The 26,199-nt window shown below is 39.6% G+C and carries 18 protein-coding genes; 11 read left to right on the forward strand and 7 right to left on the reverse strand.

Annotation, left to right across the window (positions count from 1 at the left end):
• Positions 1-117: 117 nt before the first annotated feature.
• Both RMY63_RS03265 and RMY63_RS03270 read right to left on the reverse strand, forming a co-directional pair.
• Complete coding sequence (locus tag RMY63_RS03265) at positions 118-1,722, reverse strand: sensor histidine kinase (protein WP_322727321.1); 1,605 nt, start codon at positions 1,720-1,722, stop codon at positions 118-120.
• Between the two features lie 46 nt (positions 1,723-1,768).
• Entirely contained in the window at positions 1,769-2,272 is a 504-nt protein-coding gene (locus RMY63_RS03270) for a hypothetical protein (RefSeq protein WP_322727322.1), read from the reverse strand.
• Between the two features lie 394 nt (positions 2,273-2,666).
• Between RMY63_RS03270 and RMY63_RS03275 the strand changes: the two genes are divergently transcribed.
• From RMY63_RS03275 to RMY63_RS03300, 6 genes are all read left to right on the forward strand, one after another.
• A complete protein-coding gene (locus RMY63_RS03275) occupies positions 2,667-3,431 on the forward strand; it encodes a red chlorophyll catabolite reductase (RefSeq protein WP_322727323.1) in 765 nt (254 codons plus the stop codon).
• A 118-nt stretch (positions 3,432-3,549) separates the two neighbouring features.
• Positions 3,550-3,753 carry a hypothetical protein gene (locus RMY63_RS03280; RefSeq protein ID WP_322727324.1) on the forward strand — a complete coding sequence of 68 codons (204 nt, stop codon included), beginning with the start codon at positions 3,550-3,552 and terminating at the stop codon, positions 3,751-3,753.
• 795 nt (positions 3,754-4,548) lie between these two features.
• Positions 4,549-6,339 carry a DVUA0089 family protein gene (locus tag RMY63_RS03285; protein ID WP_322727325.1) on the forward strand — a complete coding sequence of 597 codons (1,791 nt, stop codon included), beginning with the start codon at positions 4,549-4,551 and terminating at the stop codon, positions 6,337-6,339.
• 357 nt (positions 6,340-6,696) lie between these two features.
• Complete coding sequence (locus tag RMY63_RS03290) at positions 6,697-11,901, forward strand: eCIS core domain-containing protein (RefSeq protein WP_322727326.1); 5,205 nt, start codon at positions 6,697-6,699, stop codon at positions 11,899-11,901.
• A gap of 33 nt (positions 11,902-11,934) precedes the next feature.
• Positions 11,935-12,579, forward strand: coding sequence for a hypothetical protein (locus RMY63_RS03295; RefSeq protein ID WP_322727327.1), 645 nt, complete (start codon positions 11,935-11,937; stop codon positions 12,577-12,579).
• Between the two features lie 23 nt (positions 12,580-12,602).
• Complete coding sequence (locus RMY63_RS03300) at positions 12,603-13,736, forward strand: YbjN domain-containing protein (RefSeq protein WP_322727328.1); 1,134 nt, start codon at positions 12,603-12,605, stop codon at positions 13,734-13,736.
• Positions 13,737-13,936: 200 nt separating this feature from the next.
• Here the strand turns inward: RMY63_RS03300 and RMY63_RS03305 are convergent, their stop codons facing one another.
• Positions 13,937-14,239 (reverse strand): acylphosphatase, encoded by a 303-nt coding sequence (locus RMY63_RS03305; RefSeq protein WP_322727329.1) that lies wholly within the window; start codon positions 14,237-14,239, stop codon positions 13,937-13,939.
• 240 nt (positions 14,240-14,479) lie between these two features.
• Between RMY63_RS03305 and RMY63_RS03310 the strand changes: the two genes are divergently transcribed.
• The 4 genes from RMY63_RS03310 (at position 14,480) to RMY63_RS03325 (ending at position 18,551) form a co-directional block, all read left to right on the forward strand.
• Complete coding sequence (locus tag RMY63_RS03310) at positions 14,480-14,857, forward strand: DUF1823 family protein (protein ID WP_322727330.1); 378 nt, start codon at positions 14,480-14,482, stop codon at positions 14,855-14,857.
• A 356-nt stretch (positions 14,858-15,213) separates the two neighbouring features.
• Positions 15,214-16,872 carry an alpha-amylase family glycosyl hydrolase gene (locus RMY63_RS03315; protein WP_322727331.1) on the forward strand — a complete coding sequence of 553 codons (1,659 nt, stop codon included), beginning with the start codon at positions 15,214-15,216 and terminating at the stop codon, positions 16,870-16,872.
• A gap of 201 nt (positions 16,873-17,073) precedes the next feature.
• Entirely contained in the window at positions 17,074-18,132 is a 1,059-nt protein-coding gene (locus tag RMY63_RS03320; RefSeq protein ID WP_322727332.1) for a 3-deoxy-7-phosphoheptulonate synthase, read from the forward strand.
• A 230-nt stretch (positions 18,133-18,362) separates the two neighbouring features.
• The gene (locus tag RMY63_RS03325; RefSeq protein WP_322727333.1) at positions 18,363-18,551 is read left to right on the forward strand and encodes a hypothetical protein; all 189 of its coding nucleotides are present in this window, start codon (positions 18,363-18,365) and stop codon (positions 18,549-18,551) included.
• A gap of 81 nt (positions 18,552-18,632) precedes the next feature.
• On the opposite strand, the gene RMY63_RS03330 is transcribed toward RMY63_RS03325, so the two are convergent.
• The 4 genes from RMY63_RS03330 to RMY63_RS03345 form a co-directional block, all read right to left on the reverse strand.
• Entirely contained in the window at positions 18,633-19,616 is a 984-nt protein-coding gene (locus RMY63_RS03330; RefSeq protein WP_322727334.1) for a polysaccharide deacetylase family protein, read from the reverse strand.
• A 774-nt stretch (positions 19,617-20,390) separates the two neighbouring features.
• Positions 20,391-21,275 (reverse strand): aspartoacylase, encoded by an 885-nt coding sequence (locus tag RMY63_RS03335; protein WP_322727335.1) that lies wholly within the window; start codon positions 21,273-21,275, stop codon positions 20,391-20,393.
• A complete protein-coding gene (locus RMY63_RS03340; protein ID WP_322727336.1) occupies positions 21,272-22,327 on the reverse strand; it encodes a glutathione S-transferase family protein in 1,056 nt (351 codons plus the stop codon). The genes RMY63_RS03335 and RMY63_RS03340 overlap by 4 nt, the downstream gene beginning before the upstream one ends.
• Positions 22,328-22,532: 205 nt before the next feature.
• Positions 22,533-25,043 (reverse strand): BsuBI/PstI family type II restriction endonuclease, encoded by a 2,511-nt coding sequence (locus RMY63_RS03345; protein ID WP_322727337.1) that lies wholly within the window; start codon positions 25,041-25,043, stop codon positions 22,533-22,535.
• Positions 25,044-25,224: 181 nt separating this feature from the next.
• Between RMY63_RS03345 and RMY63_RS03350 the strand changes: the two genes are divergently transcribed.
• Complete coding sequence (locus tag RMY63_RS03350) at positions 25,225-26,199, forward strand: D-glycerate dehydrogenase (protein WP_322727338.1); 975 nt, start codon at positions 25,225-25,227, stop codon at positions 26,197-26,199.

Genomic DNA, 26,199 nt, shown 5'->3' on the forward strand with positions numbered 1-26,199 from the left:
CCCCAAAGAGCCAAAGCTACGCTTTGTCTCCCCTCCCCACAAGCGGGGAGGAGATTAAGGGGTGGGGTGCAATGACTGTGGGAATCATAACTAATTACCCGGACTTGATATAACTATTTAACGTATATGCTTGATAGGAATCTCAATCACAAACTCCGTACCCTTTTCTGGTGAAGAAATACACTTAATTTTTCCTTTATGTTTTTCCACTATAATCTGGTAACTAATAGATAATCCTAAGCCAGTACCTTTACCTATAGGTTTAGTAGTAAAGAAAGGGTCAAATAATTTAGTTTGATCTTCTTCACTTATTCCTAAACCATTATCTTTAATACTAATAATTACGCATTCTTCATTTTTAACTTGTGTATGGATAATAATAGAATTAAGCTGTTTTTCAATATCTCCGTTTAAATAATCTACTTCTCGTTGATGTAAAGCATCAATCGCGTTACTAAGGATATTCATAAATACCTGATTTAATCCTCCTGCATAACATTCAACAAGAGGCAAATTACCATAATCTTTGATAATTGCAATTTCTTGCTGTTTATGATTTTCTTTGAAACGATACTGTAAAATTAATAGGGTACTATTAATTCCTTCATGAATATCAGCAAATTTCATTTCTGCTTCATCAAGGCGTGAGAAGTTACGCAAAGTTAGCACAATTTCGCGAATACGTTCAGTACCAACTGCCATTGATAATAAGATTTTCGGCATATCATCAACAATAAACTCTAAATCTATTTCATTAATTAGAGTAGTTATTTCTGGGTTGTCACCATAACATTGTTGCTGATATAGTTTAATTAAAGTTAGTAATTGCTGACTATATTCTCTAATATACATCAGATTACCATAAATAAAATTAACTGGATTATTGATTTCATGAGCAACACCAGCAACTAGCTGACCTAATGAAGACATTTTTTCAGTTTGAATAAGTTGTACTTGAGTGTGTTGCAATTCTTGCAGTGTATTTTGTAGCTGAATATTTTTATGTTTTAATTTTGCCGTTCTCTCCGTAACTTGCATTTCCAATCGACAATTTGTTTCTTCTAAAGCGGCTTGAGCAATTTTTTTAGCTTTTAAGTATTGCTGTAATAAATGCAATACTAAAAGCCATGCCGGAATCAGCATTGCTAAACTTATAATAGACTCCGAAATTGCCCATAAAATTCTTTGATAATATTTATCAACCTTCTGCTGTAATTCCAGTGAGATATTATACTTTCTTTTCATCACCCCATCAGCATAAATTTGCTTCTGAGTTTCATATTCGCGGCTAAAAAGTAGTTGTTGCGCTGTCTCTTTTTGATTTTTATTAACTAAATCAAAAGATTGATATTCCATTGCAACCAAGCGTTGATTAGCAGCATCAATTTTCTTGGCATCCTCATTTTTATATGTTTTAGGAGCTAGTTTAATCGATTCTTTAATAACAATGTCAAGCTTAGGTTCAAATTGGCGATATCGTTGTTCCCAAATAGTGTTTCCTGTAGCAGCATTCATGCGGGCTGACATAGTTAGTACTTCATCCAAATAAGTAATTTCATCACTTAATCTTTGGAGTTTAAATTCATTTTTAGTAATACTATTGAAGTTATAATATACTTGCAAGTTGAGCCAAACTTGAGGAATGAATAAGAGCAGAGTAAGCAGTACTGTTACAGTTATTAGTTGAGAGGAAGCAAATCTCAGTTTATAAGGTAGGCGCATTTTAATACTATTTTTTTAGATATGTTTTAATTCGGTGTTGTCGCCATTAATACTCTTGTAGAAGTTTAGACTCATCAGTATTGATACCGAAAAAATCTCTCAAAAATCCTACGGTTTCATTTTGGTAAATTTCAAAGTTAATTTCATTTATTTGTTTAATTTTAATTTTTCTGCCATAAAGAAATCCTAATTTAAAACTCATAAAGTCTACCTTGGAAAAATTATAAGGAATTGGGTATAGAAATTTAGCAAATAATTGATAGATGAATAAATGTAGTTGGTTAGTTTTTAAATCATTGCCCATTGTAAATCCTATTACAAAGGCTTCATCTTCAGAAGAAACCCCTCTATCTAAAAGTATGTGAATATAATCATGATGGAGCAGACTAATTTTTCCAGGTAATGCCACTATGCTATTAGGGTTCTCTAGTAACCAAATGACAAAAGGAATTTTCGGCTCACCATGTAACTTAAATACTAATGTTTGTGCTTTTTTCAAATTCATTTGAGCTATATCTACTTGAAAAGCTTTATCTAAATCAAAAGCCATATTCTGTATATTTATAATAAAACAACTAATTTATTAATATTTGTTTTTCTTCTAATTTGTCTATAATTTTCAACAAAATTATTTTTATTTTTATAATTAAGTATATAAAAAATAATTCTACATAAAATTTCAGTATTATCACTGAAGCTTGTGCTAAGGGCAAAAGCATCTAAATGAAGAATCATCAACTGAGATAAATTGCTGCAACTCTGCTGTGAAAAAAGATGTTGCTGCAATAGCTCGATCGCGCTTTAGTTGATGGACTGTTTCTCACAATCCTAAATTCTCACAATCCTAAATTCGATGAATGCGTTGCTCGATACAAGTAACGAATTAGATACCGGAAAGTGTCAAACTAAATATGAAGTTTATAAAAAAACTACAAACTCAAACCATGACTCAGCAACCAACTGATTTAGATAATAAAGCTGTATTTGAGCAGTTGTGGGAGATTACAAAGGAACTCCGCCAAAAATTAGAGGCTCGTTTTCAGTTACATCCAGACCCTTCTGTAGAAAATTTACAGCAATACAACAGTCTCGATGGCAACATGAAGGGTTCGCTGACCGCTTTTTCTGGGGAAGAAATTGACTGGCTAGTGCATTCGTGGTTGGGAAACCCTGGAAAATCAAACTTTAGCACTATGCGTCTCACCACTTGGTTGAAGTCCCATATTCAAGTTCCTCATTTGGCCTTCGAGTTTGGCACACTTCCAAATATTTTCTTTTATATAGATTACATTCCTCGGACTGAGCTTTTAACCGATTTGGCATCTCTTGAGCGCTACTATGAACCAGTTAATGAAACATTCTTAAAGTTACAGCAAGATTCGCGACTCAAGGTATTTACTAGCAAAAGTGCGTATATTCGGCTATTTCAATCACCCGTTAGTCTTTGCTACACAGGCGCACCTACTTTTGAAACCCTCGAACTAACTCGCACACTTGCACACGAAACACTTGATCGCTGGTTAACTTGGGTAGATGCAGCTGAACCTGTGCCAGAAGATGCACGGGAGGCTTTAGCTGCTCGTGATTTAGCGCTCCGCCGCATCAGTGCTGAACGCGATCCAGGTAATAAATTTGCCGCACAGATGTTTGGCTCGGAATTGACAGATAGACTTGTGCGATCGCTCTGGGGTGGCGATCGCATTCTCTAAATTTGTCATTTGTCATTGGTCATTGGTCATTGGTCATTGGTCATTTGTTATGACTCTCAATTTTCCATGTCCACTAATTTAGAATCTTACTGCGCTTTAGCATTGCAAGTTACCTGTAATGCAGTCAACCAAACAAGCGATCGCGTTAAGGGAGCGATCAACGCTTTATGAACCCCAACCTCCTATTCCTGCTTTCTTGAAATTTTCTCCCTTGCGTTTACAAGCCGCGGAGTATGACCATCCCCTGTACTTAGCTATAGCACTTGAAAATTTGGCGAATCAGGCATGGGACGAGGTAGACCAAATCTACCCAAATTTGTGACAAACAATGCTCTCTGCGGATAAGCATGATAATGGGCTTATGTTGACTGGTCTATACTTTAGATGGTTTTTGTGAGTATGCGTAGACTAGCAAAAACCGCAGAGATCGCTAATTTCCAAAAAAGCATATAAAATTTATATAAAGCTCAAGTGTTATTAAGCATAAAAATCTTTTGGATACACATCAATTTAACTTATATATTTAAAAAATTATTCTTTATAGATAAATGGTTTCTTGTAATTAAACATAATAGTTCTTTAACAAAAAAAATAATCTCGAAACCTAACTTAATGACAAACCCCATCAAGCTAAAAAACTGCCAATATTAACCAAACAAATCAGTAGATTTTAAAAAATATTTAATTTCAGGTTTACAAACATATATCAATATATTATGAATCGAATTTATTAAGTATTTTGAAGATTTAGTAAAGAAGTGTGTGTAACCTTGTACTTCATGATAATTAAATAATTACAGCATGGGTTCAAAAAGTTGGAAAAAACCAAAATATTTGACTTAATTACTTAATCATTTGCGTAATCAATTTAATGGATTATCAGGAAATAAATTATCTGATTTTTTAGGTATGCGTTTCGCTTGCAACCAAGAGCTGGCTTTTCGGATCAGCCCACAGTAAGTAGTTGGATATTTTTTCTTGAGAAACTCCTAACTAAATTGTTAATGTTTTTGAACATGAAATTACGCAAATGACAAGTAATCTACATTGAACTGATAAATAGTTCTTTGATTGATGCTGAACTTACATATTTAGTGAGAAATTTAGGAGAGATAATATGGCTTTCGGTACTACAAATCCTGACACGATAAATGGGGGTTCGGGAAATGACACTATAGTTGGTTGGGCTAGTGGTGGTAATGCCAATAGTACCTCCGGTAACGATAACTTGAATGGTTTGGCTGGTAACGATTCCCTCGCAGGTGGGACGGCGAACGACAGTCTAAGCGGTGGAGATGGCAATGATACACTTGATGGAGGTACAGGAAACGACATTTTAAAAGGTGGTGCTGGCAATGACACCTTCAAAGGCAGTCAAGGTAATGACAATATTGATGGTGGAGATGGCTTTGATACCGCAGACTACACTCAACTAGGTCAAACTATTACCTTGTCAGGTGTTGGAACCGTTCAAAAAGGTGGGGGATTGGGAAAAGACCTACTTTTTAAAGTAGAAAAGGTTATTGCTAATGCCAAGCTTGCCAATAACACTATAGATACATCCCAATCTTTGTCTGGGGTATCTATTGCAGTTAACCTGGAAACCCAAAGTTTGTCTGCCAATAACGTTCCTGGTTTGGGTAAATTGTCATTTACCGCAGTCAACTTTGATAATGTCATCGGCACAAATGGAGATGACAGCATTGCTGGCGACACCCAAAATAACCAATTATCCGGTAATGATGGCAATGACACACTTAATGGCGGTTTAGGTATTGACACTTTGAATGGGGGGGCAGGTGATGATAGTTACGTCGTTGACAATACTCTTGATATCATTATAGAGGCTCTTGATTCAGGCATAGATACCGTCCGGTCTTCTTTCAGCTACACACTAGGAGCCAATCTGGAGAATCTGAGGCTGAGAGAAGGTGGCAACTTTACTGGGACAGGTAACAGTCTTAACAACTTCCTTTTTGGTAATACTACTAATAACACTTTAAATGGAAGAGTAGGTGATGATACGCTAGACGGTAGTAATGGCGATGATATCCTCAATGGTGAGGACGGCAATGATAGCCTACAAGGCGGACCGGGTAATGAAATACTCAATGGAGGAGCTGGAAACGATATTCTCATCGGTAATTTTCCAGGTAGTCCGCTTCCACCTGGATTAGGGGAAACTGATACTTTAACTGGCGGGACTGGGGCAGATAGATTTATCCTGGGGGACGCTGTAAATATTTTCTACGACGATAACAACAGCGCAAATCCTGGTTTTGTGGACTACGCTACTATTACTGACTTCGACTCTAGCCAAGATCGAATTGAACTCAAAGGATCTTTACAGGACTATCGGCTGCAAGTTGTTGGCAGCAACACACGAATCTTCTCAGACAAACCGGGAGCAGAACCAGATGAGATCATCAGTATTGTGCTAGGCAAAAACAATCTCAAACTTGATAGTGATGACTTCTTTTTCTTTGAGGGGGAAAATGCTGGAGAAGGTACAAACAACACACTGGCCACCGCTGAAGGATTAGGTTCCTTATCATCAGGCTCAAACATTAATCTTTCAGCCCAGATTGCCACAATTCAACCGGAGGGCGATCCCGATTTCGACTTTTTTAAATTTTCTTTAGCAAATCCAGGAACTGTCACTATTAAGACAGTGACATCGGGAGATACAGTTCTCGGACTGTTTGACGATACTGGGATTGGGACTTTATTGGAGACGAACGACGATAGTGGCGGTAGCAATTCGTCATTAATTACCAGTTCCCTAAGTGCAGGTACGTACTACATCTCAGTGAGTAAATATGCTTTCTTACCTGAAGATGGTGGAACTTTCTCTGGTAGCAGTTCTAATCTTGATTTTTCTTATACACTAGGAGTCAGTTTTGCATAAAAACATTGTCAACTTAAGAAAGTACTATAGGACTCGTATTTGATTGCGTGAAAAAACTCAGTACATCTTTATTCCTTCTTCCTTGTTAAGAGTTCCCTGTTCCCTCCCTACGCAAGTAAGTTCAGTAATCAAATCGGATTCCTATAGTACCGCAAGGCGGAAGTCAAAAGGAGCCAGTGCGCCCTTGCGGCATTGCCCGACTTGTTCTTGAGTAAGTTTCAGAGAGCGGCAACACATCTTAATTCTTTTTAATTGATTAGCGTTCTAAAATTATCTTGATAATTGCAATTTTGAGTAAATGATAATCAAAACTAATCACCTAGACAAATTGAATCGTCAATAGTTGCAATAAAACCGATGAAATCCCTCAAAAGTCCCTCATCCAGTTTTTCTAATTCCCAAGCATCAGAACAAACTTCTCAATTGGCGTATAGACCGTTTGGTAGCCAAACTCAAAAAGCGCCTTTTACGCCTGTGACACAAACGGACGTAGAGAATGAAGCTTTTGCAGAAGAAAAGATGGAAATAACTGGATTGGAATTACAAGCCAAGCATGGGACGATTACGCCAGAGGGACAAGAACGGCTGACTGTATTGCAAGCCAAGATGGATCAATCATTGAATTCTCGACTGGAAAAAGCAACTCGATTTGGTCATAACTTTGCCAATATTCCAGTCAGAAGACCAGATACACCAACACCAATTCAGGCAAAACTGACAATTGGGGAGCCTGGAGATCGGTACGAGCAGGAAGCTGACCAAACAGCACGTCAGGTGATGCAAAGAATTCATCAGCCACAGAGCGAGCAACTTCAGCGAGAAGAATTACCTGATGAAGAAGATGAATTACAAATGAAACCAGAGGGCAGTATTCAGCGCGAGGAACTGCTAGAGGAAGAAGATGTACAAATATCTTTGGGAAAAACTGCCTCGCGGCAACGGCAGGAACTACCAGAGGAAGAAGAATTGCAAATGAAGCCACTTGGTACTTCATCCCAGATAGTGAATGAGGTAAAATCCCCAAACAAATCGTTTGGACATGACATTAGTCGAATATCACTGCGGCGTCCACAAACAAAACTGACACTTAACCAGCCTGGAGACATTTATGAGCAGGAAGCTGATAGCGTCGCCAAGTTGGTGATGCAGAGGATGAGCGAACCTGTGCAGTCTATCCAACGAGAGGCATTGCCAGAGGAAGAAGACCAATTACAAATGAAATCCCTGGCGGATTCCGTTACTCTTTTGGTACAGCGTCAGGGCAAAGGAAGAACAGCAGCAACATCTGAGCTAGAAACTTCTATCCAACAAGCACGTGGAAATGGGCAGCCGCTTGCAGATGATATCAAGCAACCAATGGAGGAAGCATTTGGGGCTGATTTTGGTAGTGTGCGTGTTCATACTGATGCTCAATCTAATAGCTTAAATGAATCTATACAAGCTCGTGCTTTCACCACAGGGCAAGATGTGTTCTTTCGTCAGGGCGAATACTCTCCTGAAACTAATGCAGGCAAAGAATTACTGGCCCATGAGTTGACGCATGTTGTCCAGCAGAATGGTAGTGCGGTACAGCCGAAATCTCTTCACATAGCATCAAAAGAAAATAAACTCCAGACAAAAGCTCTGCTGACAACCTCTACGGGGCATGGGCTAGCTATCCAACTGCGGGAGAATTTCCAAAAACCAAGTGACGAAGATAACCAAAAAAATTTAGAATCCAAAACTGATAGAGAAAACGGCGAACAACAGAATCAGGCTACGACAGAAAAACATCAAGCTATCCCCACACCACCAGATGATGGTGGAAACGCGGCAACAGATCCACCCCCGACAAAAAAGGCTAGTGCAGCAGTAACTCAGAAACAGGTTGAGGTTGGGGGAAATCAACCAAAAGAGCCTGAGTCAAAAGATACCAAATTTAATACAGAAAAGGTCGATTCTCAACAGCAAGCTCAAAGCAAAGGAGGATTACCAGGAGCAGATGTAGGTAAGGGAGCCATAGATTTACCTGGAGGAAACGCAGGGAAAGCGATCGCCGGATTACCAGGATCAAATATAGCCAGTACAACTGTAAAATTACCTGATGCAGCAGTTGATGGTAAAAAGGCTCCCACTTCCCCTAAAGATGACCCAGCATTTCAAGCCGTAGTCGGCACAACAAAAGAGGTTGCCGGACAACAGAAAAAACACCCACCTGCCAATAGCAAAGCTCAAGAAGCCCAAGCGGCAGCCCAATCTCCAGGTAATGAAGTAGACAGCAAAGCGCAAGCCAATCAAGTTGGGGAGATGCAACAAGCTCCAACACCAGGATTTGACGCTGCCGCCTTCAAAGCCAAATTGATGGAGCGGATTGCTGATATGGCTCCCAAGAATTTGGAAGAGGCGGACAACTTTAAAAATAACAACAAACTGGATTCTGTTAAAGGCGATTTGAGTGGTCAGGTCAAAGAAGAACAGAAAAGCTCTCAGGGTCAGCTAGAAGAGAAAACCAAAGAAAAACCTGATGCCAGTGGTATTGAGGCTAAACAAGTAACACCACTGCCAAAGAATGAGCCAGGGACACCGCCAACAGGCGTTGATGCAGATAAAGCTGCACCTAAATCTAAGGGACAAGGTGAAGTCGAGGCACCACTGCAAGATGACAGTAAAAAACTTGACCAGCAGATGAAAGAGGCGGATATTACCGAGGAGCAATTGGCAAACTCCAATGAACCGGAGTTTCAAGGGGCACTCGCAGCCAAGAAAGACGCTCAAACTAATGCACAAGAAGCGCCGCCACAATATCGCCAGCAAGAGCAAGGCATACTAGCAACCGCTCAAGCTACGGCAGAAGCTACAGCCCAGCAGCATTTGCAAGGAATGCACGGTATTCGTACCCAAAATCTGGGTCAGGTAGGAGAGCAACAGGTGGGAGCCAAGGGCAAGGATGAGCAAGCACGGGCAAAAGTTGCTGGTGATATTAATAAGATTTATGACAAGACCAAAGGTAAAGTTGAAAAAACCCTCGGTGAACTAGACGGGCAAGTTATACAAGCCTTTGATGCTGGTGCTGCTGACGCGAAAAAAGCCTTCGAGGATTACGTTGGCAAGCGGATGGACAAATATAAGAGCGATCGCTACAGTGGCTTTTGGGGACCAGGAAAATGGCTGATAGACAAATTGTTTGGTATGCCCTCAGAAGTGAACGCTTTCTATCAAGAGGGTCGCCAGCTTTACATCAATCAGATGGATGGTGTTATTAACAAAGTTGTCGCCATTATCAGTAAAGGACTTACCCAAGCCAAAGCAGAAATTGCCAGTGGTAAGCAGGAGATTCAGAATTATGTTAACCAACTGCCGCAAGACTTAAAAGGAGTTGGTCAACAAGCAGCCGCAGACATTGACAGCAAATTTGAAGAATTGCAACAAAGTGTTGACGATAAGCAAGATGAGCTAATTGACACCCTAGCCCAGAAGTACAAAGAAAACCTGGATGCTGTTGATGCCCGCATTGAAGAGATGAAGGCAGCAAATAAAGGTTTTATTCAAAAAGCTTTCGACTTCATCGTGGGAGTCATCAAGACGATTATTGAACTGACCAAAATGCTTTTGCAAGTGCTAGCGCGAGTTGCTGGCGTAGTTGGGCAAATCCTCAAAGACCCGATTGGTTTCTTGGGTAATTTGATTCAGGCGGTGAAGCAAGGCTTCCTCAACTTCATGAATAATATCGGGAAGCACCTCCAGCAAGGATTAATCGGCTGGCTGACAGGCACAATGGCAGAAGCTGGTATTGAAATGCCAGAAAACTTCGACCTCAAAGGTATATTTAGCCTAGCAATGCAGCTTTTGGGCTTCACATATCAAGCAATTCGCGCCCAAGCTGTGAAACGACTGGGAGAAGAAAAGGTCGGCTACCTCGAACAAACTGTTGACGTATTTCAAGTCTTAGCCAGCGAAGGAGTGGCTGGTATTTGGGAGTTTGTCCAAGACAAGATGGGCGACCTCAACGCCTTAGTAATCGAACCCATCAAGAACTTTATCATTGAAAAAGTGATTACAGCCGGGATTGAGTGGATTCTCAGCTTGTTGACTCCGGCTTCAGCATTCATTAAAGCCGCCAAGGCGATTTATGAGATTGTCAAATTCTTTATTGAACGCGCCCAGCAGATTGCTGATTTAATTAATGCTATTTTAGACGCGATTGGGGCGATCGCTAGTGGTGCGATCGATCAAGCAATCAAAGGCGTTGAAAATGCCCTAGCGAAATCTTTACCAGTAGTCATCAGTTTCCTAGCAAGTCTTTTGGGCTTAGATGGTATTGCCGGCAAGGTTCAAGCAATATTCCAGAAGCTGCGGAAACCGATGGAAAAAGCAGTTGATTGGGTAATTGATAAAGGTGCGAAAGCGTTTAAGAAAGTTGGGAACAAGGTTAAGAATAGCAAGTTTGGTAAGAAGGCTGGAGAACTGAAAGATTCGGTGAAAGAGAAATATCAAGCTGGTAAGCAGTGGGTTGAAGATAAGAAAGAAGCTGGTCATAAATGGGTTGAGAATAAGAAAAAATCCGTTAAAGATAAGTTTGACAAGTTTGGCAATAAAGTCAAAGATAAGTTTGGGTTTGGTAAAGATAAACAGAAAGAAAAGAAAGATCAGAATAGTAAAGACAATACATCACAATATCAACGAACTCATGATGTGAAAAAGAAGGATTTAGAAGCAGCTCGAAAAAAATTGCAGGGAATTATTTCCAAATCTGAGAGTACAAAACAAGTGGAGCAACATTTTCCTACTATTCAAAAAGATTTTGGACTTAAGAAGCTTGAGTGGGAAAAAATAGGCACGCCCTCGGCTAGTATAATCATGGAAGTCAATCCCAAAGCAATTATTGATCTTTCTGGCTCCGATCTAATACTTAACGAAGGAGATACAACGCATAGTAACAAATTTAAACAGAATGTTACTTTTGAAACTGCTTATATTGATGGCAAATACTTGGTTGGAAAAAAGATGGAAGCTACCAAGTTAGGCCCAAATCATCCACAAGGAAGTCCTCCACTTGGGGGCGCACTCAATCTGCTAATGAAGAAGTTACAAACTAATCCTCGTTCACGTAGTTACGAAAAATATATAAAAGGACACTTATTAAATGATAATCTTGGTGGTCCAGGAAGCGTACAAAATCTTTATCCTATAACTGCTGATGCAAACAGCAAACATGTACAACAAGTTGAAAGCATAGTTAAAAGTTGGGTTAATACTGAAGGCTATTGGGTTTATTACAAAGTTGAAGTTGCTAATGAGAAGGTTGATCTGGCAAATGGAGTAATTAATGCTGATTTAGTTTGTGAAGCAGCTAAACTTGATGTTGATGGGAAAAAATCCTTTAAAGGTGCTATAAAATCAACTATACATTCGGAATTAGGAGAGAAGAGAAAGGATACAAAAAATAAAATTAATAAGGATGAATTTAGTGAAAAAGATGCAATAAAAGATCCATCTTTTGATAGTACAAAAGTAGAAGTTTCATCTAATAAAAAAAGAAAGCGTAGTGAAATGGAAGAAGTAGAACTCTCATCCTCTACTTAAGAAACAAAAACTCTAAAAATAGAAATAAAATTTATGAACAACCAAAGTCTCGTACATAAATTTCATTCAATGGTAGACGATCTGAGAAATAACCAAGCTATCAATATCGACATTGACAGTTGCGAATTTAATCCTCCCGCAACAGAGGAAGAACTAAACGCACCCCAAATCAAGTTCAAACTCACTCCAGCGATGATTGATTTTTATAGCGAGGCAAATGGTATTAACATTTTCTGGGAAAGAGCGGAGCAACAAGAAATTACTGGAGGAGGATTAGCGGCTGGATATATTGATTTGTTGCCTGTTCAGGAAGTATTTAAGGATTGGGAAAATATTATTTATTTTGGTGAAGACGATCCTTGCAAACCTTTACATCCCATAGATTTTTTCATTGGGAATGCTTGTGCAGCGCTTTATTTAAATGGCTCAGATAACCCAGAAGTCTATTATTATTATCGTGGCGAAAAAATGAGGTCGCTAGGTGTAGATTTTGAGGGATATTTGGAACTGTTACTGAAATCACGTGGTTTTTGGTATTGGCATCTAGCTATTGCTGGCCCTGAAGATGTTAACCCTGATGCACCGATTCCAACTGAAGAAAGAAACTTTAGAAAAATTATGCCTCAGCTTTTTGCAGACTTTGATGCATCAGATTTTCAAAGGTTGAATAAGGAATAAAATTATTAAATGACTAACTGTGCATGACTGCAAAAACAGAAAATCATCAAATAAACACCGACTTAACCCTACACGACTCCTCCCAAACTCCCCTCACAGTTCGCGCTGTCGCCCTCACCCTCACCACACAAGACAACGAACTCATTGCGTGTCGCCTTACCTTTCAAGTCAACCCACAACTCTATCAACGCATCGACACCGCCGCCTTACTCAATCTCAAACCAGATGCGCGTAACCCTCTATCATCTGGTAAATTCCTCAGCGAACCAGACATCACTATTGAAGTCAGCCTGAAACCCGATTTATTACCACTCTTAACAGAACACGCTACCAACATTAACGAAGTTGCAAATTACCTCCTGAATTTAAGCCAAGAACAACCTGATAACCAAATCTTCTTCACTGAAAGTTGGTTAGGTTTATCTGTTAAACAACAACAAGAATCAGGCGAAATCGGCTATCGTACTCTTTGGTCTTATATTAGTCCAGAAAATCTGGCTCAAACAAGCACGAACAGTGAAGGAATTGCTGAAGGTATTGTCAAGTTTTTTAAAGACTGGACTGAGGCTAATTTATCTGTAAAAACTCAGAAAGCATCTGCCAAAATGCTGGAAGGAATCGAGAAGTTTTTGACAGAGTTAGCTGATATTAACCCAGATGATATTACACAAAAAATAGAAGCAACTTTGCCCTCAGATTCTACAGATGGTAGTCTTTTTGAAGAAATAATCAATTTTTTCCAAGCCGATGATTGGCCGTTTGTACAACTTCCAGGACAGCCAGCTTTACAAATACCGTTCCAAGGTGAAAATGGCAAATGGAATTGTTACGCTAGAGCCAGAAGTGAACAAAATCAATTTGTTTTTTACTCAATTTGTCCAGTCAACGTACCAGAAAACAAACGGCTGGATATAGCAGAGTTTATCACTAGAGCTAATTCTGGCATGATGATCGGCAATTTTGAGCTAGATTTTACCGACGGGGAAATTAGCTACAAAACTAGTATTGATGTCGAAGGTGACAGACTTAGTTCAGCACTCATTCAACGGGTGGTTTACGCCAATGTCACGATGATGGATGAATACTTGCCAGGGATAATGTCTGTGATCTATGGTAATGTATCGCCAGAAGAAGCGATCGCTCAAGTTGAAAAGTAAGCTATTTAAAGAGGTAATTGCTCAACTAGGGCTAAAAAGAGAGCCGTTAGTAGAAAGAGCTTTCTGAATAACTTGATAAGCAGTCAAACCTTGATACTTACCTATACCGTTCGATTCTGCTAATAATTGGTCGAATTGGTGGTAGTTCTATTTTTTCGTAGATTGCTTGGTATTTGCTTTTTTTATCAGCAAGGCACTATTTACTCAACCCGCTTAACTTCAAATCCCCGTAACCCTTCCGGTTCCTCATATTCAACCACAACATCTTGAACTACAGCAGCAGGTGGCCCAGAGTGACACCAGCGAACCATGTCATCTACAACCTCTCGCGCCCCTTCAAAAACTGCCTCTACTCGATTATTGGGAAGATTCCGCACCCAACCAGTTAATCCCAATTGCCTAGCTGTGTCTACAGTGGAATAGCGATAACCCACTCCTTGGACTCGGCCAGAAATGAATACATGGGCGCGGATAATCTTTGGCAGTGCTGTAGAATTCTGCATAAACTGGTCTAATCTTTACGATTTCCAGTCTACCTAGTTTGTGTATACACAATCTGTTTTTAACTCCAACTCGCGAAATTAATCTCGGTCTTTCTTAATACCTACTAGTTTTTGTATATTTCCAGCGCTTTTCAAGTAATTAAACTACCCTACTCCTAATTTAAGTGCTAGTCTAAATACCTGAAAACTGCTGTAATTTAATCAGTAGTCAGTTTTTCCACTTGAAATTTTGAATTGTTTATGTCTAACCTGCCACCACTTAATACAGAAACAATTTGGGCAATTCTTGACGATCAACTTGATGATGCCACAGTCAACCAGTTGCTATGGCATTATTTAGGCTATCGCTATGACTCCTCAATTGCACAATGGGACACTAAGCAAGTTGCACCAGAATGGCATAATGAGTACCCACAACCACCAGATTTCATTGCATCTCGCCCCGCAACCGTCAAGCTGACTCGTTCCATTCCTGCTGAAAATAAACAAATGCTAAAAGAAAAACTGGGTTTCAAAGGTTACAAAATTGGGGAATTTGGGCCTCGGCAAACTCGCAGAGCGACGGCGGCGAATTGGTTATTAAGTTATCTACAACAAGTTAATAACAAAAAAGAGTAATTTTGCAGTATATATTTGGTAAAAAACATCCTATTTTTACCAAATATATACTGTATTTGAATATTATCAAAACTATTGTTTTATTTAATATTTTTTTGTATTTGTATATATAACGGTTTAAAAATATTAGTTTGATAGACAATCTTTGCATTAGAGTAAATCCGTATTTGAGTCAAAAAATAAATACTATAAACAACCAAAAACCAAAATGATATGGTTAATTTTTATAAATAAATTAATAAATTATTCCTGAAGGTAGAAGCACTCCCGATCTAATTATTTCTCTAGAGCGATTTGCAAATTCTATTGAGCATCAGAGAATATCTCTATCAACCCTTGATATTACAAACACTTCTATGGCAAAGCCAATTGAATTTAATTTATTTGCACCTTATAACAAAGGAGCAGCATTAATTGGTTCTTTTTCTGATTGGCAAGAAATTCCAATGGAAAGAGGTGATGATGGTTATTTCCGCACAAGTGTTGAACTAGAAGATGGCGTTTATAAATATAAATTCCGCGTTCAATCAAATTCATGGTTTTTTGAACCAGAGCAATGGGTTGATGTTACAGATCCTTATGCAACTGATATAGATGAACAAAGTGGAAACGACGATAGTGTTATCCGAGTCAAAGATGGGAAAAGGATTACTGATACTTATGTTTGGCAACATGATGATAAACCTTTACCTGCTGACCACGAATTAGTAATTTATGAATTGCACGTTGGTGACTTTTCTGGTGGCGAGGACGATCCTTATGCACGAGGTAAGTACAAACACGTCGTTGAAAAGTTAGACTATTTGTGCGAACTGGGAATCAATGCTATTGAGTTGATGCCACTTAAAGAATATCCTGGTGATTATAGTTGGGGTTATAATCCCCGTCACTTCTTTGCAACAGAATCAAGTTATGGTTCGACTGCTGAGTTGAAAAATTTGATTGACGAGTGTCATAGCAGAGGCATTCGTGTAATTATTGACGGAATTTACAACCACTCAGAAGCATCTGCTCCTTTAACACAAATCGATCACGATTATTGGTATCATCACGAACCTCGCGACCCTGATAATAATTGGGGGCCTGAGTTTAATTACGAGCATTATGATGAAAAATTAGATATTAAGCCAGCCTGGAAATTTATTGGTGAGACAATTCGTTTTTGGATATCAGAATATCATCTTGATGGTATTCGCTATGATGCAGCGCGGCAAATTGCTAACTATGACTTCATGCACTGGATTGTTCAGGAAGCCAAAAAAACTGCTAGCATGAAGCCTTTTTACAACGTTGCCGAACACATTCCTGAAACTACCAGCATTACCAATGTAGATGGGCCAATGGATGGTTGCTGGCATGACAGTTTTTATCACTGCATTCTAGAACACATTTGCGGTGATACATTTGATTTAGAGCGTCTCAAAGATGTCATTGACTGCAAGCGCCAAGGCTTTTTGGGTTCCACCAATGTGGTAAATTACCTCACCAACCACGACCATAATCATGTCATGGTTGAACTGGGGAACCGTGAGATTTTTGACGAAGAAGCATTTCGACGGGCTAAATTAGGAGTAGCCATCCTAATGACTGCCGTTGGTGTACCTTTGATTTGGATGGGAGAAGAATTTGGCGAGTATAAACCTAAACAACCTGAATCATCCAAAATCGATTGGACGCTGTTAGGTAACGATCTAAATCGTGGTTTATTTGAATTATACAAAGGCTTAACCAACCTGCGTAAAAGCAATCATGCTCTCTACACAGAAAATATCGATTTTATCCACGAAAATCCTGAAGCAAAAGTATTAGCTTATACTCGTTGGAATGATGAAGGCTCTCGTGTAATCGTAATTGCAAATTTCTCAGAAAACTTCCTAGCTGAGTATCATGTTCCTAACTTTCCTAGCGCTGGTACATGGCACGAGTGGACAGGCAATTATGATGTCGAAGCTGGTGAAGATGGCATCATAACTGACTTAGGGCCATACGAAGCCAAAGTGTTTGTATGGCAGTAATGATCTACACTACTGCTCAGTCAGTAGTCTAATAGCAAAGAAAAGGGGGAAAATATTCCCCTTTTTTAGTTATGATTTTACTTAGGTACACACAGTTTAATTAGAAATTTGTCAAGCAGAAAATAAGCTATTTTAAAATCTCATAGGTTTATGTTACACTTTTGAGTTGAAGTGCGTCTATATAATTGCCAAAGCATCCCTATGCACAACAAATTATTTAATAGTAATATCGACAACGCTAACATTGAGAACGATCGCATTTTATTAACTCCCAATGAAGTCAAGTCAAAATTACCTTTGACACAATTAGCTGAACAAAGAGTTTTAGCATATAGGCGGGAAATAGAACATATCCTGGATTTTCAGGAGCGCAGGAAATTTATAGTAGTTGGCCCATGCTCAATCCACGACCCAAAAGCAGCGCTCGAATATTCTCAGAGATTGAAAATATTGGCCGAGCGAGTCAAGGATAACTTGCTACTAATTATGCGAGTGTATTTTGAAAAACCAAGAACAACCGTAGGCTGGAAAGGGTTAATTAACGATCCAGATATGGATGATTCTTTCCATGTAGAGAAAGGTTTATTAATTGCACGGGAGCTACTATTAAAAATTACAGAGTTGGGATTACCTGCTGCCACAGAAGCACTAGATCCAATCATACCTCAATACATCAGTGAACTGATTACATGGTCTGCCATTGGCGCACGCACAACCGAATCACAAACTCACCGCGAAATGGCAAGTGGGCTTTCGATGCCTGTAGGTTTTAAAAACGGTACTGACGGCAATATTCAAGTAGCTTTAAATGCCCTACAATCAGCTGGAAACCCGCATAATTTTCTGGGAATTAATCAAAACGGACAGGTCAGCGTCTTTCAAACTAAAGGTAACGACTACGGTCACGTAATTTTAAGGGGTGGTAGTCAACCCAACTTCGATCCAGCAAATGTCAAACTGGTAGAAGAAAAATTAAAACAGGCAAATTTACCACCAAGAATTGTAATCGACTGTAGCCACGGCAATACCAATAAAGATTACAAATTACAAGGTGCTGTCTTAGAAAATATTATTCAGCAAATAGTGGATGGTAATACATCAATTGTTGGCATGATGCTAGAATCGCATTTGTATGAAGGTAGTCAACCGATTACTGGTAAAAAAGAAGAATTAAAATATGGTGTTTCTGTAACTGACAAATGTATTAGCTGGGAAGAAACCGAAAAAATTATTTTGGCTGCTCACGAAAAACTTAAATGAGAAGTCAGAATTCAGAACTCAGGATGCAATATCAGGATTCAGGAGGCAGGAGATAGGACGCTTTGTATCTCGCGGCGCTTTCCGCGACGCTCGTTCGCCCTTGGCGTCTCCCCTTGGGAGATGACTCGCTAACGCTGCGCTATCGATACAATTCCTTTTTTAAACTGGGCAATGACCCAGAACTAAAGTTTTTATTCATACTTCTTTTCTCCTGCCTTCTTTGTAATTCAATGTCTAAATCTACTCTAAATACCCTCACTACGATTTTTGGGCTGGCTGCTGGTGCTGCGAATTTCCTTGGTAGTATTGGGGTAATTAACCACGGTGTCGCTGGCACTAACGGCGGTATCGCTACAGCCATCCTTGGTTATCTGGTACAGCAGCCCGCGGCTGGTGAACAACAGCCACAGCCTAAATAATTACCCTTGAATTCGGCAGTCACCGTCTGCCAAATTAACTCTTGTGGGGATTCTTGTTAATAAATCGCATAGATGATATTTTTACCTCTTTTGAGGCACTAATACAGGTAGTTTAGGGGCATCGGCTGCAAATTTAGCGTGTTGTCCAACAGTCAAAACATTAAACTGACTGGATATAATTTCTAAACTTTTGTTCACTATTGCCAGCTTTTTGTAGGTAGGGACACTCATACCTGGGAAGAATGAGAGTTCTGGCACATCTTCTTGACTTACAAAATCTGTAGGATGAAGTAGTAAAGAAGGCTGGACGCGTGTAACTTTACACAGCCACAGGGCAATTCGCAGGTAGAGTAAAGCCACTTCCGAAGAAAATGTACTCAGAAACATTATGTAACTGAAGTGAATTGGCACTTTAAAAATTGGCATGGTGGTAACGGGAATCTCAGTCAATTTATCCTTATCTAGTTTCCACTGGTAAGGTTTTAGAGGCTGCAAACCCTCTTTAAAACCACCAAACAGCGCTTCCCGTTTTTTACGTTCTTCCTTGCTCAATTTACAAGTTATTAAATAATATGCTCGTGCTATGGGCCCCAAAAATGTGGGAAAAGTCGAAGCATCATATTCGTATCCTCGTCGTGCTAAGACTTTCAATACTGCTGGAGAAAAACTGTATCCTGGCCCCCGAAAGCCGATAGGATGTTGATGAGTGACACGCTTGATATGTTCTTCGGCGAGCGCCACCTCTTCTTCAATCTCATTCTCTGAATACAGATGTAGCCAAGGATCGTGATAGAATGAATGGTTGCCAATTTCGTGACCTGCAGTGGCGATCGCTTGTATTGCCTTAGTATTCTTTTCTAGCGCTGCATCCTGACCAACAATGAATACTGTGATTGTCAAATCCCATTGCTTGAGAATATCTAAGAAACGAGGTACTGCGATATCCAGGTAAGAAGGATAAGTCTCCCAACCCGGAGCACCCTGATTTTTTAAATAAGACCAAATATTATCCAAGTCTAAAGAAAGACTGGCTATTGGTTTGTTTCCTTTTTGCTTTGTTTTCATTATGAGTTAAATTATTTGGACAATTTTAAGCGTCAATTATAGTCTAAGGTTTGGACTTTATTGGTCAAGTTCCATAGTTCGACCTGGACTGATACCATTTCACTTTCAGGTTGATACAGGGAGCAGGGGAGCAGGGGAGCAGGGAGCAGGGGGAAAGAATTAGAGACAAATCATTTGTATCAAATATTTCGTGAAATGGTATGAGTTTAAGGGAAACCTCAAGCTAGAGTATTTGCGGCTCCTAATTCTCAAAATAAATAGTTACTTTAAAAGCAGCATTTCGTAGGCATCGCCCGTCATCTCATGTCTGCTTGATTACTTATTAAACCCAAAGAACCCCAAAGAGCCAAAGCTACGCTTTGTCTTTCCTTTAGCAAGGGGAGGGGATTAAGAGGTGGGGTGCAATGACTGTGGAAATCATAACTAATTATGTGGACATGATATGAGTCCTATATAAACTTACATAAACCGCGTCCACCTTGAAAACTGTAGTTCTTTCTGTATGAAAAGAAAAAACCCTCATCCCCCAGCCCCTTCTCCCAATATTGGGAGAAGAGGAGCCGGAAAGAAGTCCTTCTCCCTACTTGGGAGAGGGATTTAGGGTGAGGGCAAAAACTACGGTTCTCAACGTAGATGAGGTCTAAGTAGGTTTTAGCGTAGGCGTAGCCCGTCGCAGACATCGCGCTAAATCTAGAAGTTATTAATGATTTGAATGCTCAATTTCTATCATCACTTCCAATTAAAAGCAATTATACAAAAATTTTTATCCACATCCTAGATGTTGATTTGCTGCCTCTGGGTCAAACACATTGCAATTCCCTTTTCGTAGTAAGCTGCCTCATTAATAAAAATTGGCCAAACAGTAGATGCACCTTCATAAACAATTGTTTTATCGTCAAAAGTTATAAAAAGTGGATCTCCTGGATTCAAGGCTTGATAATCGTTATCCTGAAGCTCTGGATGAATCATTCCAAAGATTGTACCATCCGGTTTTTTTGGGTAGTCTACAACTGATAAATGGTCATAAAGAATCAAAGTTTCATTATTTGATGGAATTTTACCCTGGTTAAACTGTTCTAGGTAGTCCAGAAGGGCGCGAACAAGTTCCTCTGTTTGTTGGAACAGCCTTGCTTTTAAGATACCTTGGGCAATTGGGCCAACCTCGAATGCAAAGCCTAATTCGCACAAAGAATTTACAAATGGGTTTTCTGCAATTGATTTAAAAGAGCAGCGATAAACCCTAACTAAAGGATTAAGCTGGTTTAGATAAGCAGCCAATTTTAAGTTTAAGGGATGACTGTTATCAAGAATAATTGTCAGACCCATATTAGCTGTACTGCTGTGCAAGTCTAAGATAAAATCTGCTTGTTTATTCCCATTTAATGCTAGGATATCCTGGATTAATTTAGCTTGCAATTCTTCGTAACTATTTAGAGTCGGATCTTGTAAATCTTGCTTGAGAAAACAGCGATTTAAATCTTTTTCTACATATCGTCTCCCGGTGGCAAAAGCATTGGGATTTGCTAACAGAGTGACTGTCTCAAAACTCGATCTAGTAATTAAATCGGGAAACTGGGCAAATTTCTGGATTAGGTAGGCTCCTGTAAACTCATTACCATGAGTTCCACCAACAATTGCAACCCGATTAATCTGATTCATGAAGCATTCACCTTGCCGATACGATCGCGATCGTGTGGTTGATTAAGATAGGACATATCAGGGCCATTGGGAATAATACCGCCAGGGTTGAGTGGGAATAGGTTCCCGTAGTAGTCCCGCTTCACAGTTTCTACGTCGCAAGTGTCAGCTACACCCGGAAGCTGATACAAATCACGTAGATAAGCTCCGAGATTCTGATAGTCTCGAATTCGCTGCCGATTGCATTTAAACAGCCCATAGTAGGCACTATCAAACCGAAATAATGTTGTGAATAAACGCACATCTGCAAGTGTCAAATGTTCACCGCAGAGATAGCGATTAGTCTGCAATGCAAGTTCAATCTCATCGAGAGTTGCGAACAGTTCATTACAGGCTTGATTGTATGCTTCTTGAGTCTGGGCAAAGCCACAGCGATACACACCGTTATTTACCGCGTGATAAATCTTTTCATTCCACCAGTCAATTTTCTCTTTAAATTCTTCTGGGTAAAGATTTAGCGTCGGATTGTTAGCGAACTCGTTAAACTCAGAGTTTAGTATGACAATAATCTCTGAACTCTCATTATTGACGATGGTTTTTGTTTGGTTATCCCATAGTACTGGCACTGTAGAGCGTCCACTATAGCCCGGTTCTGCCTTCTGATAAAATTCAGCCAGTGTGCGACAACCTTCTTCTTCTTGGTTAAATATCCAACCGCCTTCAATGGGAGAAGGAGAGACGACACATATTGATATTACCGCTTCGAGTTTTTTGAGCGATCGCACAACCAAGGTTCGATGTGCCCAAGGACAGCCCAGCCCAACATAGAGTTTGTAGCGCCCGGTTGCTGGTGGGTGTGGATTCCCTGATTCTGTACCGATGAACTTGCGAAACTGACTATTAGGACGAATATATGCTCCCGACTGATTGCGAGGAGCAAGATTTGACATCATTATCTGCCACATACTCGTCCAGACAAACTTTCCTAGCCAGATAATCAGCTTGGGAGGAAGCGACTTGCCTTTCTTCTTTGGGGGATTTTTATCGTCATCCATTGGAGTTGAGTTAGTCATGGCGACAATTTTGCTTTCGGAGCGATCAACGTTACTGCTGTATATGCTGTTAAATTTATAGTCCGTAGGTTTTCATACTTACACGCACCTTGAGATTTCTTACTTTACTTTACTACGCTTTGCCTAAACTGTTGGATCTATATTGTGGATACCGATATCGCCTTAACGCTTCTTTTTGCATAGATTATCAAAAATTAAAAATAGTTTATTCTGTTTCAGAATCTCTATCTACTTTGTAAGCCTGTAATAAATATTCTCCATTGAAGTGAATCAGATGAGTAGAATTTTCCGCAACCCAAACATCGGTTTCCCAAGCAATTTTAGCCAAATACTCTACCATCGCTTTCCGACTTAAAAAGGTTGTTACCATTACAAGAGGAATTTTTATATCAGCAAAGATAACTTCAAGTTCTTTCTTGCGTTTAGGGTTAATTGGGCCATGAGAAGTTACAGCTTCAATTAAAACTAGCCAATCATTTTTTAGATGATGGATAATCACATCAGGCATTTTTCCGTGAGAATCGACAGTAACGCCTAAATCCTTCAATGCAACTTTATTAAAATACGCGAACTTCTCATCTGTATCGCCAATATAAATCAGTTTTCCTCCAGGTGTAAAACGTTCTGCAAATTCATTAATAATCTTTTCAATCAGTATATTCTGACCACCTGGCAATAGAGTTTTTAACTTTCCTTCAATCACAATAGGGATACGTGATAGTTCCCGCTCCTGAGCATATCGTTTTTTCAAAGTTTCAACTGAAGTAAGGTAAGTACGAATGCTCTTTTCCCATTCAGTAGTTCCATAAGTACGTAAGAGTTCAAGCGCACTTTCTTCAATCTGATATACGGTTTTTGGACTGTTAACGGGTCGTTCAGGTGCATCTGGATTTGCAATTATCAAAGCTGCATCTAAGAATTGATGGACTGTTTGGCGGCGAACAGTTTCCCGCGTATTAGGTTTATATGTTTTGCCATAGTGCTGTGCCATAAATTCCATCATTGGCGTAATTCCGATTAGGTGAGACGCAGCAGTTTCCCAAGGATCTGATGGCTTTAAATTAAGTAGAGCCAAAAGAGTTAAGGCTGAACGTTCATTCAGCTGTGCCCGTGGAAGTCCAAGTTCAATTAGTATTTGCAATGCTTCATCAATCCGGGTTTTGATTATTAAAGGGTTGTTTTCAGACTGATTGCTCATACTCAGTAACTCTTCTTGCACAAGTTCATCGATTTCTTTCTGTGATGGGAAATGCTCAGTAATGTATAGTCCTACGGTCATTAGCTGCGCTATTGTCGGATATTTTAAATTTCGTAAATCGGCTGCATTAACCTGAGTATGCCCATTAAACAACCGGAAAAATGCGTCAACGAGGCTAGAGTTAAGATAAGCAGCAAGACCACGTGCTAAGGTAAGATTAAGTCCTTTTCCGTCTTTGTGAAAATAATTCAGGTGATTTTCAAAACCTACCCAAGAACAATTAATTTGGTTAGCATCATATACAACAGCAACAACTCGTTTTTTTTCCTCTTTGGAGGAGAATCGTTTAGTCAAAACATAATGTTCATTTGGTACTAAGAGAGATACAGTTTGTTCTGCATATATTAGAGCTTGGTGTTTTTTAGTTACCTTGGGATACTCAACATATCCTCTTGAGAAATTTAATGGATAAATCAAGGGAACAGTATTTTTGTCTGGCATTAAACACAGATATTCTTTAGCACGAAAATCTACAACACGTCCCGTTGATACAGTTAACTCTAGGTCTTTTAATGTACAGGTAAAATTAGCCATTTTCTCAATGACCTGCTGACTTAGTGTATCAGGGATAATGTGGATAAATTGTTGCGAATCGCTGGGAATAACTATCTCTGTATAAGCTAATGAATTTGACAGAATAAAATCGTCATCAGCATTTGAACTTGTACTGATAGTTACATTGTCAAATTTTGGTTTTTGTTTAACAGCATGGATGATAATTGTTTCTTGCAAAACTTCATCATCAATAAAAGCTTCCTGTCTGGATTCAAAAAGATGTATTTGGTCTAAAGCCATCATTTCTAAAAACATTTTGCGGAAGTCTCTAAAATATGGCCCATTACAGAAACTACGCGGCGAGATAGCTACAAGCTCTCCTCTTGATTCAAGAAGTTGAACTGTAGCAGCAATAAAACCTGTATATAGATTGCTAGTTTCTAACCCTATACAACGTAACAAATCACGAATTTTGGAATGAGCGTTAATTTTTAAATATGGAGGATTAAGAATAGCATGGGTAAACCTGCAATTGTCAGGATTATCGAGCTGAAGAAGTCTGACTGCATCCTCAATAAAATCTGTATCCCGGATCTCATAGTTTAAAGAGATACCAGCTGTTTGACATTCTTTAGCACATAATTTCAATGTCTGATGCAAATAACCAATCAGAAAAGGATCAATTTCATAGGCAACAATATCTAAATTGGTTGGGCGTTTTTGGCTCTGACAAAGATTAGCTACAAAGGCTGCAAGTAATGAGCCAACTCCTGCTCCAGCATCAAGTAGAGATATTTGAGGAAGATCGAGCTTACTAAACATCCCAACCATTAATTCTGCTACTGAAGCAGGAGTCAAAAATTGCCCCAGTTTTCCTTTTTGCTTTTGATCCTGTTTCAAGCTTGCAGCAATCCTCAGAATATCTACTTCATCTAGTAAGTTTCTGACAGAATATTTCGACAAGCTTTTGAATTCCAACGACTTGTGATGATTGTCTGTAGACTCTCTACTGCTTGATTGGAACATCACGCCTCATTTTCACAGAACAAAAACCAACTTTATCAGGTTTTGAATTTCCGCCATGATATTTTAAGGGGAAACTGATACAAGAAGCGTCCTTTTTTCCAGAAATTATTTTAAAACTATGCTTCATAAAGTCTTCGTCACTCGTCGCCTACCCATCGAATTAGAGCAACTGCGATCGCTCGCGATTGTGGAAGTTTGGCCAGAACGCCAACCCCCTCCCTACAAAATTTTACTAGAAAAAGTCAAGGAAATAGATGGATTGCTATGTCTGCTGACTGACCAAATCGATCGCCAACTCATTGAGTCTGGGAAACTCAAGGTCATCAGTCAAATGGCGGTGGGTTACGATAACATTGACATTGCCGCCGCTACGGCACGGCAAATTCCCGTCGGTCATACTCCTGGGGTGTTAACCGATGCTACCGCAGATTTTGCCTGGGCATTATTAATGGCAGCTGGACGGCGCGTAGTAGAGGCAGATCGGTTTACTCGTGCAGGTTTGTGGCAGACTTGGGAACCAGACTTGTTGTTAGGGCCAAATGTTACAGGTGCTACCTTGGGAATTGTTGGTTTTGGGCGGATTGGTCAAGCGATCGCTCGTCGTGCCAAAGGGTTTGAAATGCAAATTTTTTATACCAGTAGGCAACGATGCAGCCCAGAATTAGAACAATCTTTAGGAGTGGAGTTTGCTACGTTGGAACACTTACTGCAAGAATCTGACTTCGTAACACTGCATACACCATCGGCTGATGATACTTACCATCTGATTAGCGATCGCCAATTTGAGTTGATGAAGCGATCGGCTATTTTGATTAACACGGCGCGGGGAACTATTGTAGATCCCGATTCTCTGTATCGCGCCCTTGCAAGTGGTCAAATCGCTGCTGCGGCTGTAGATGTCACCGAACCAGAACCGATTCCCAAGGATAGCCTGTTGTTGACCTTAGAAAATCTAATTATTGCACCTCATATAGGCAGTGCCAGCCATCAAACGCGCTCTAAAATGTCAACAATGGCGATCGCTAATTTAATCGCGGGACTCAGGGGCGATCGTCTAGATTATTGTGTCAATCCTGAAATTTATAACTCATAA

It is taken from the genome of Nostoc sp. ChiQUE01b (assembly GCF_034531255.1).
Lineage (GTDB): Bacteria > Cyanobacteriota > Cyanobacteriia > Cyanobacteriales > Nostocaceae > Nostoc.

Coding starts and splice junctions, on each gene's coding strand:
- RMY63_RS03265 (WP_322727321.1), bottom strand. CDS start 1,722: ATGCGCCTACCTTATAAACTGAGATTTGCTTCCTCTCAACTAATAACT.
- RMY63_RS03270 (WP_322727322.1), bottom strand. CDS start 2,272: ATGGCTTTTGATTTAGATAAAGCTTTTCAAGTAGATATAGCTCAAATG.
- RMY63_RS03275 (WP_322727323.1), top strand. CDS start 2,667: ATGACTCAGCAACCAACTGATTTAGATAATAAAGCTGTATTTGAGCAG.
- RMY63_RS03280 (WP_322727324.1), top strand. CDS start 3,550: ATGCAGTCAACCAAACAAGCGATCGCGTTAAGGGAGCGATCAACGCTT.
- RMY63_RS03285 (WP_322727325.1), top strand. CDS start 4,549: ATGGCTTTCGGTACTACAAATCCTGACACGATAAATGGGGGTTCGGGA.
- RMY63_RS03290 (WP_322727326.1), top strand. CDS start 6,697: ATGAAATCCCTCAAAAGTCCCTCATCCAGTTTTTCTAATTCCCAAGCA.
- RMY63_RS03295 (WP_322727327.1), top strand. CDS start 11,935: ATGAACAACCAAAGTCTCGTACATAAATTTCATTCAATGGTAGACGAT.
- RMY63_RS03300 (WP_322727328.1), top strand. CDS start 12,603: ATGACTGCAAAAACAGAAAATCATCAAATAAACACCGACTTAACCCTA.
- RMY63_RS03305 (WP_322727329.1), bottom strand. CDS start 14,239: ATGCAGAATTCTACAGCACTGCCAAAGATTATCCGCGCCCATGTATTC.
- RMY63_RS03310 (WP_322727330.1), top strand. CDS start 14,480: ATGTCTAACCTGCCACCACTTAATACAGAAACAATTTGGGCAATTCTT.
- RMY63_RS03315 (WP_322727331.1), top strand. CDS start 15,214: ATGGCAAAGCCAATTGAATTTAATTTATTTGCACCTTATAACAAAGGA.
- RMY63_RS03320 (WP_322727332.1), top strand. CDS start 17,074: ATGCACAACAAATTATTTAATAGTAATATCGACAACGCTAACATTGAG.
- RMY63_RS03325 (WP_322727333.1), top strand. CDS start 18,363: ATGTCTAAATCTACTCTAAATACCCTCACTACGATTTTTGGGCTGGCT.
- RMY63_RS03330 (WP_322727334.1), bottom strand. CDS start 19,616: ATGAAAACAAAGCAAAAAGGAAACAAACCAATAGCCAGTCTTTCTTTA.
- RMY63_RS03335 (WP_322727335.1), bottom strand. CDS start 21,275: ATGAATCAGATTAATCGGGTTGCAATTGTTGGTGGAACTCATGGTAAT.
- RMY63_RS03340 (WP_322727336.1), bottom strand. CDS start 22,327: ATGACTAACTCAACTCCAATGGATGACGATAAAAATCCCCCAAAGAAG.
- RMY63_RS03350 (WP_322727338.1), top strand. CDS start 25,225: ATGCTTCATAAAGTCTTCGTCACTCGTCGCCTACCCATCGAATTAGAG.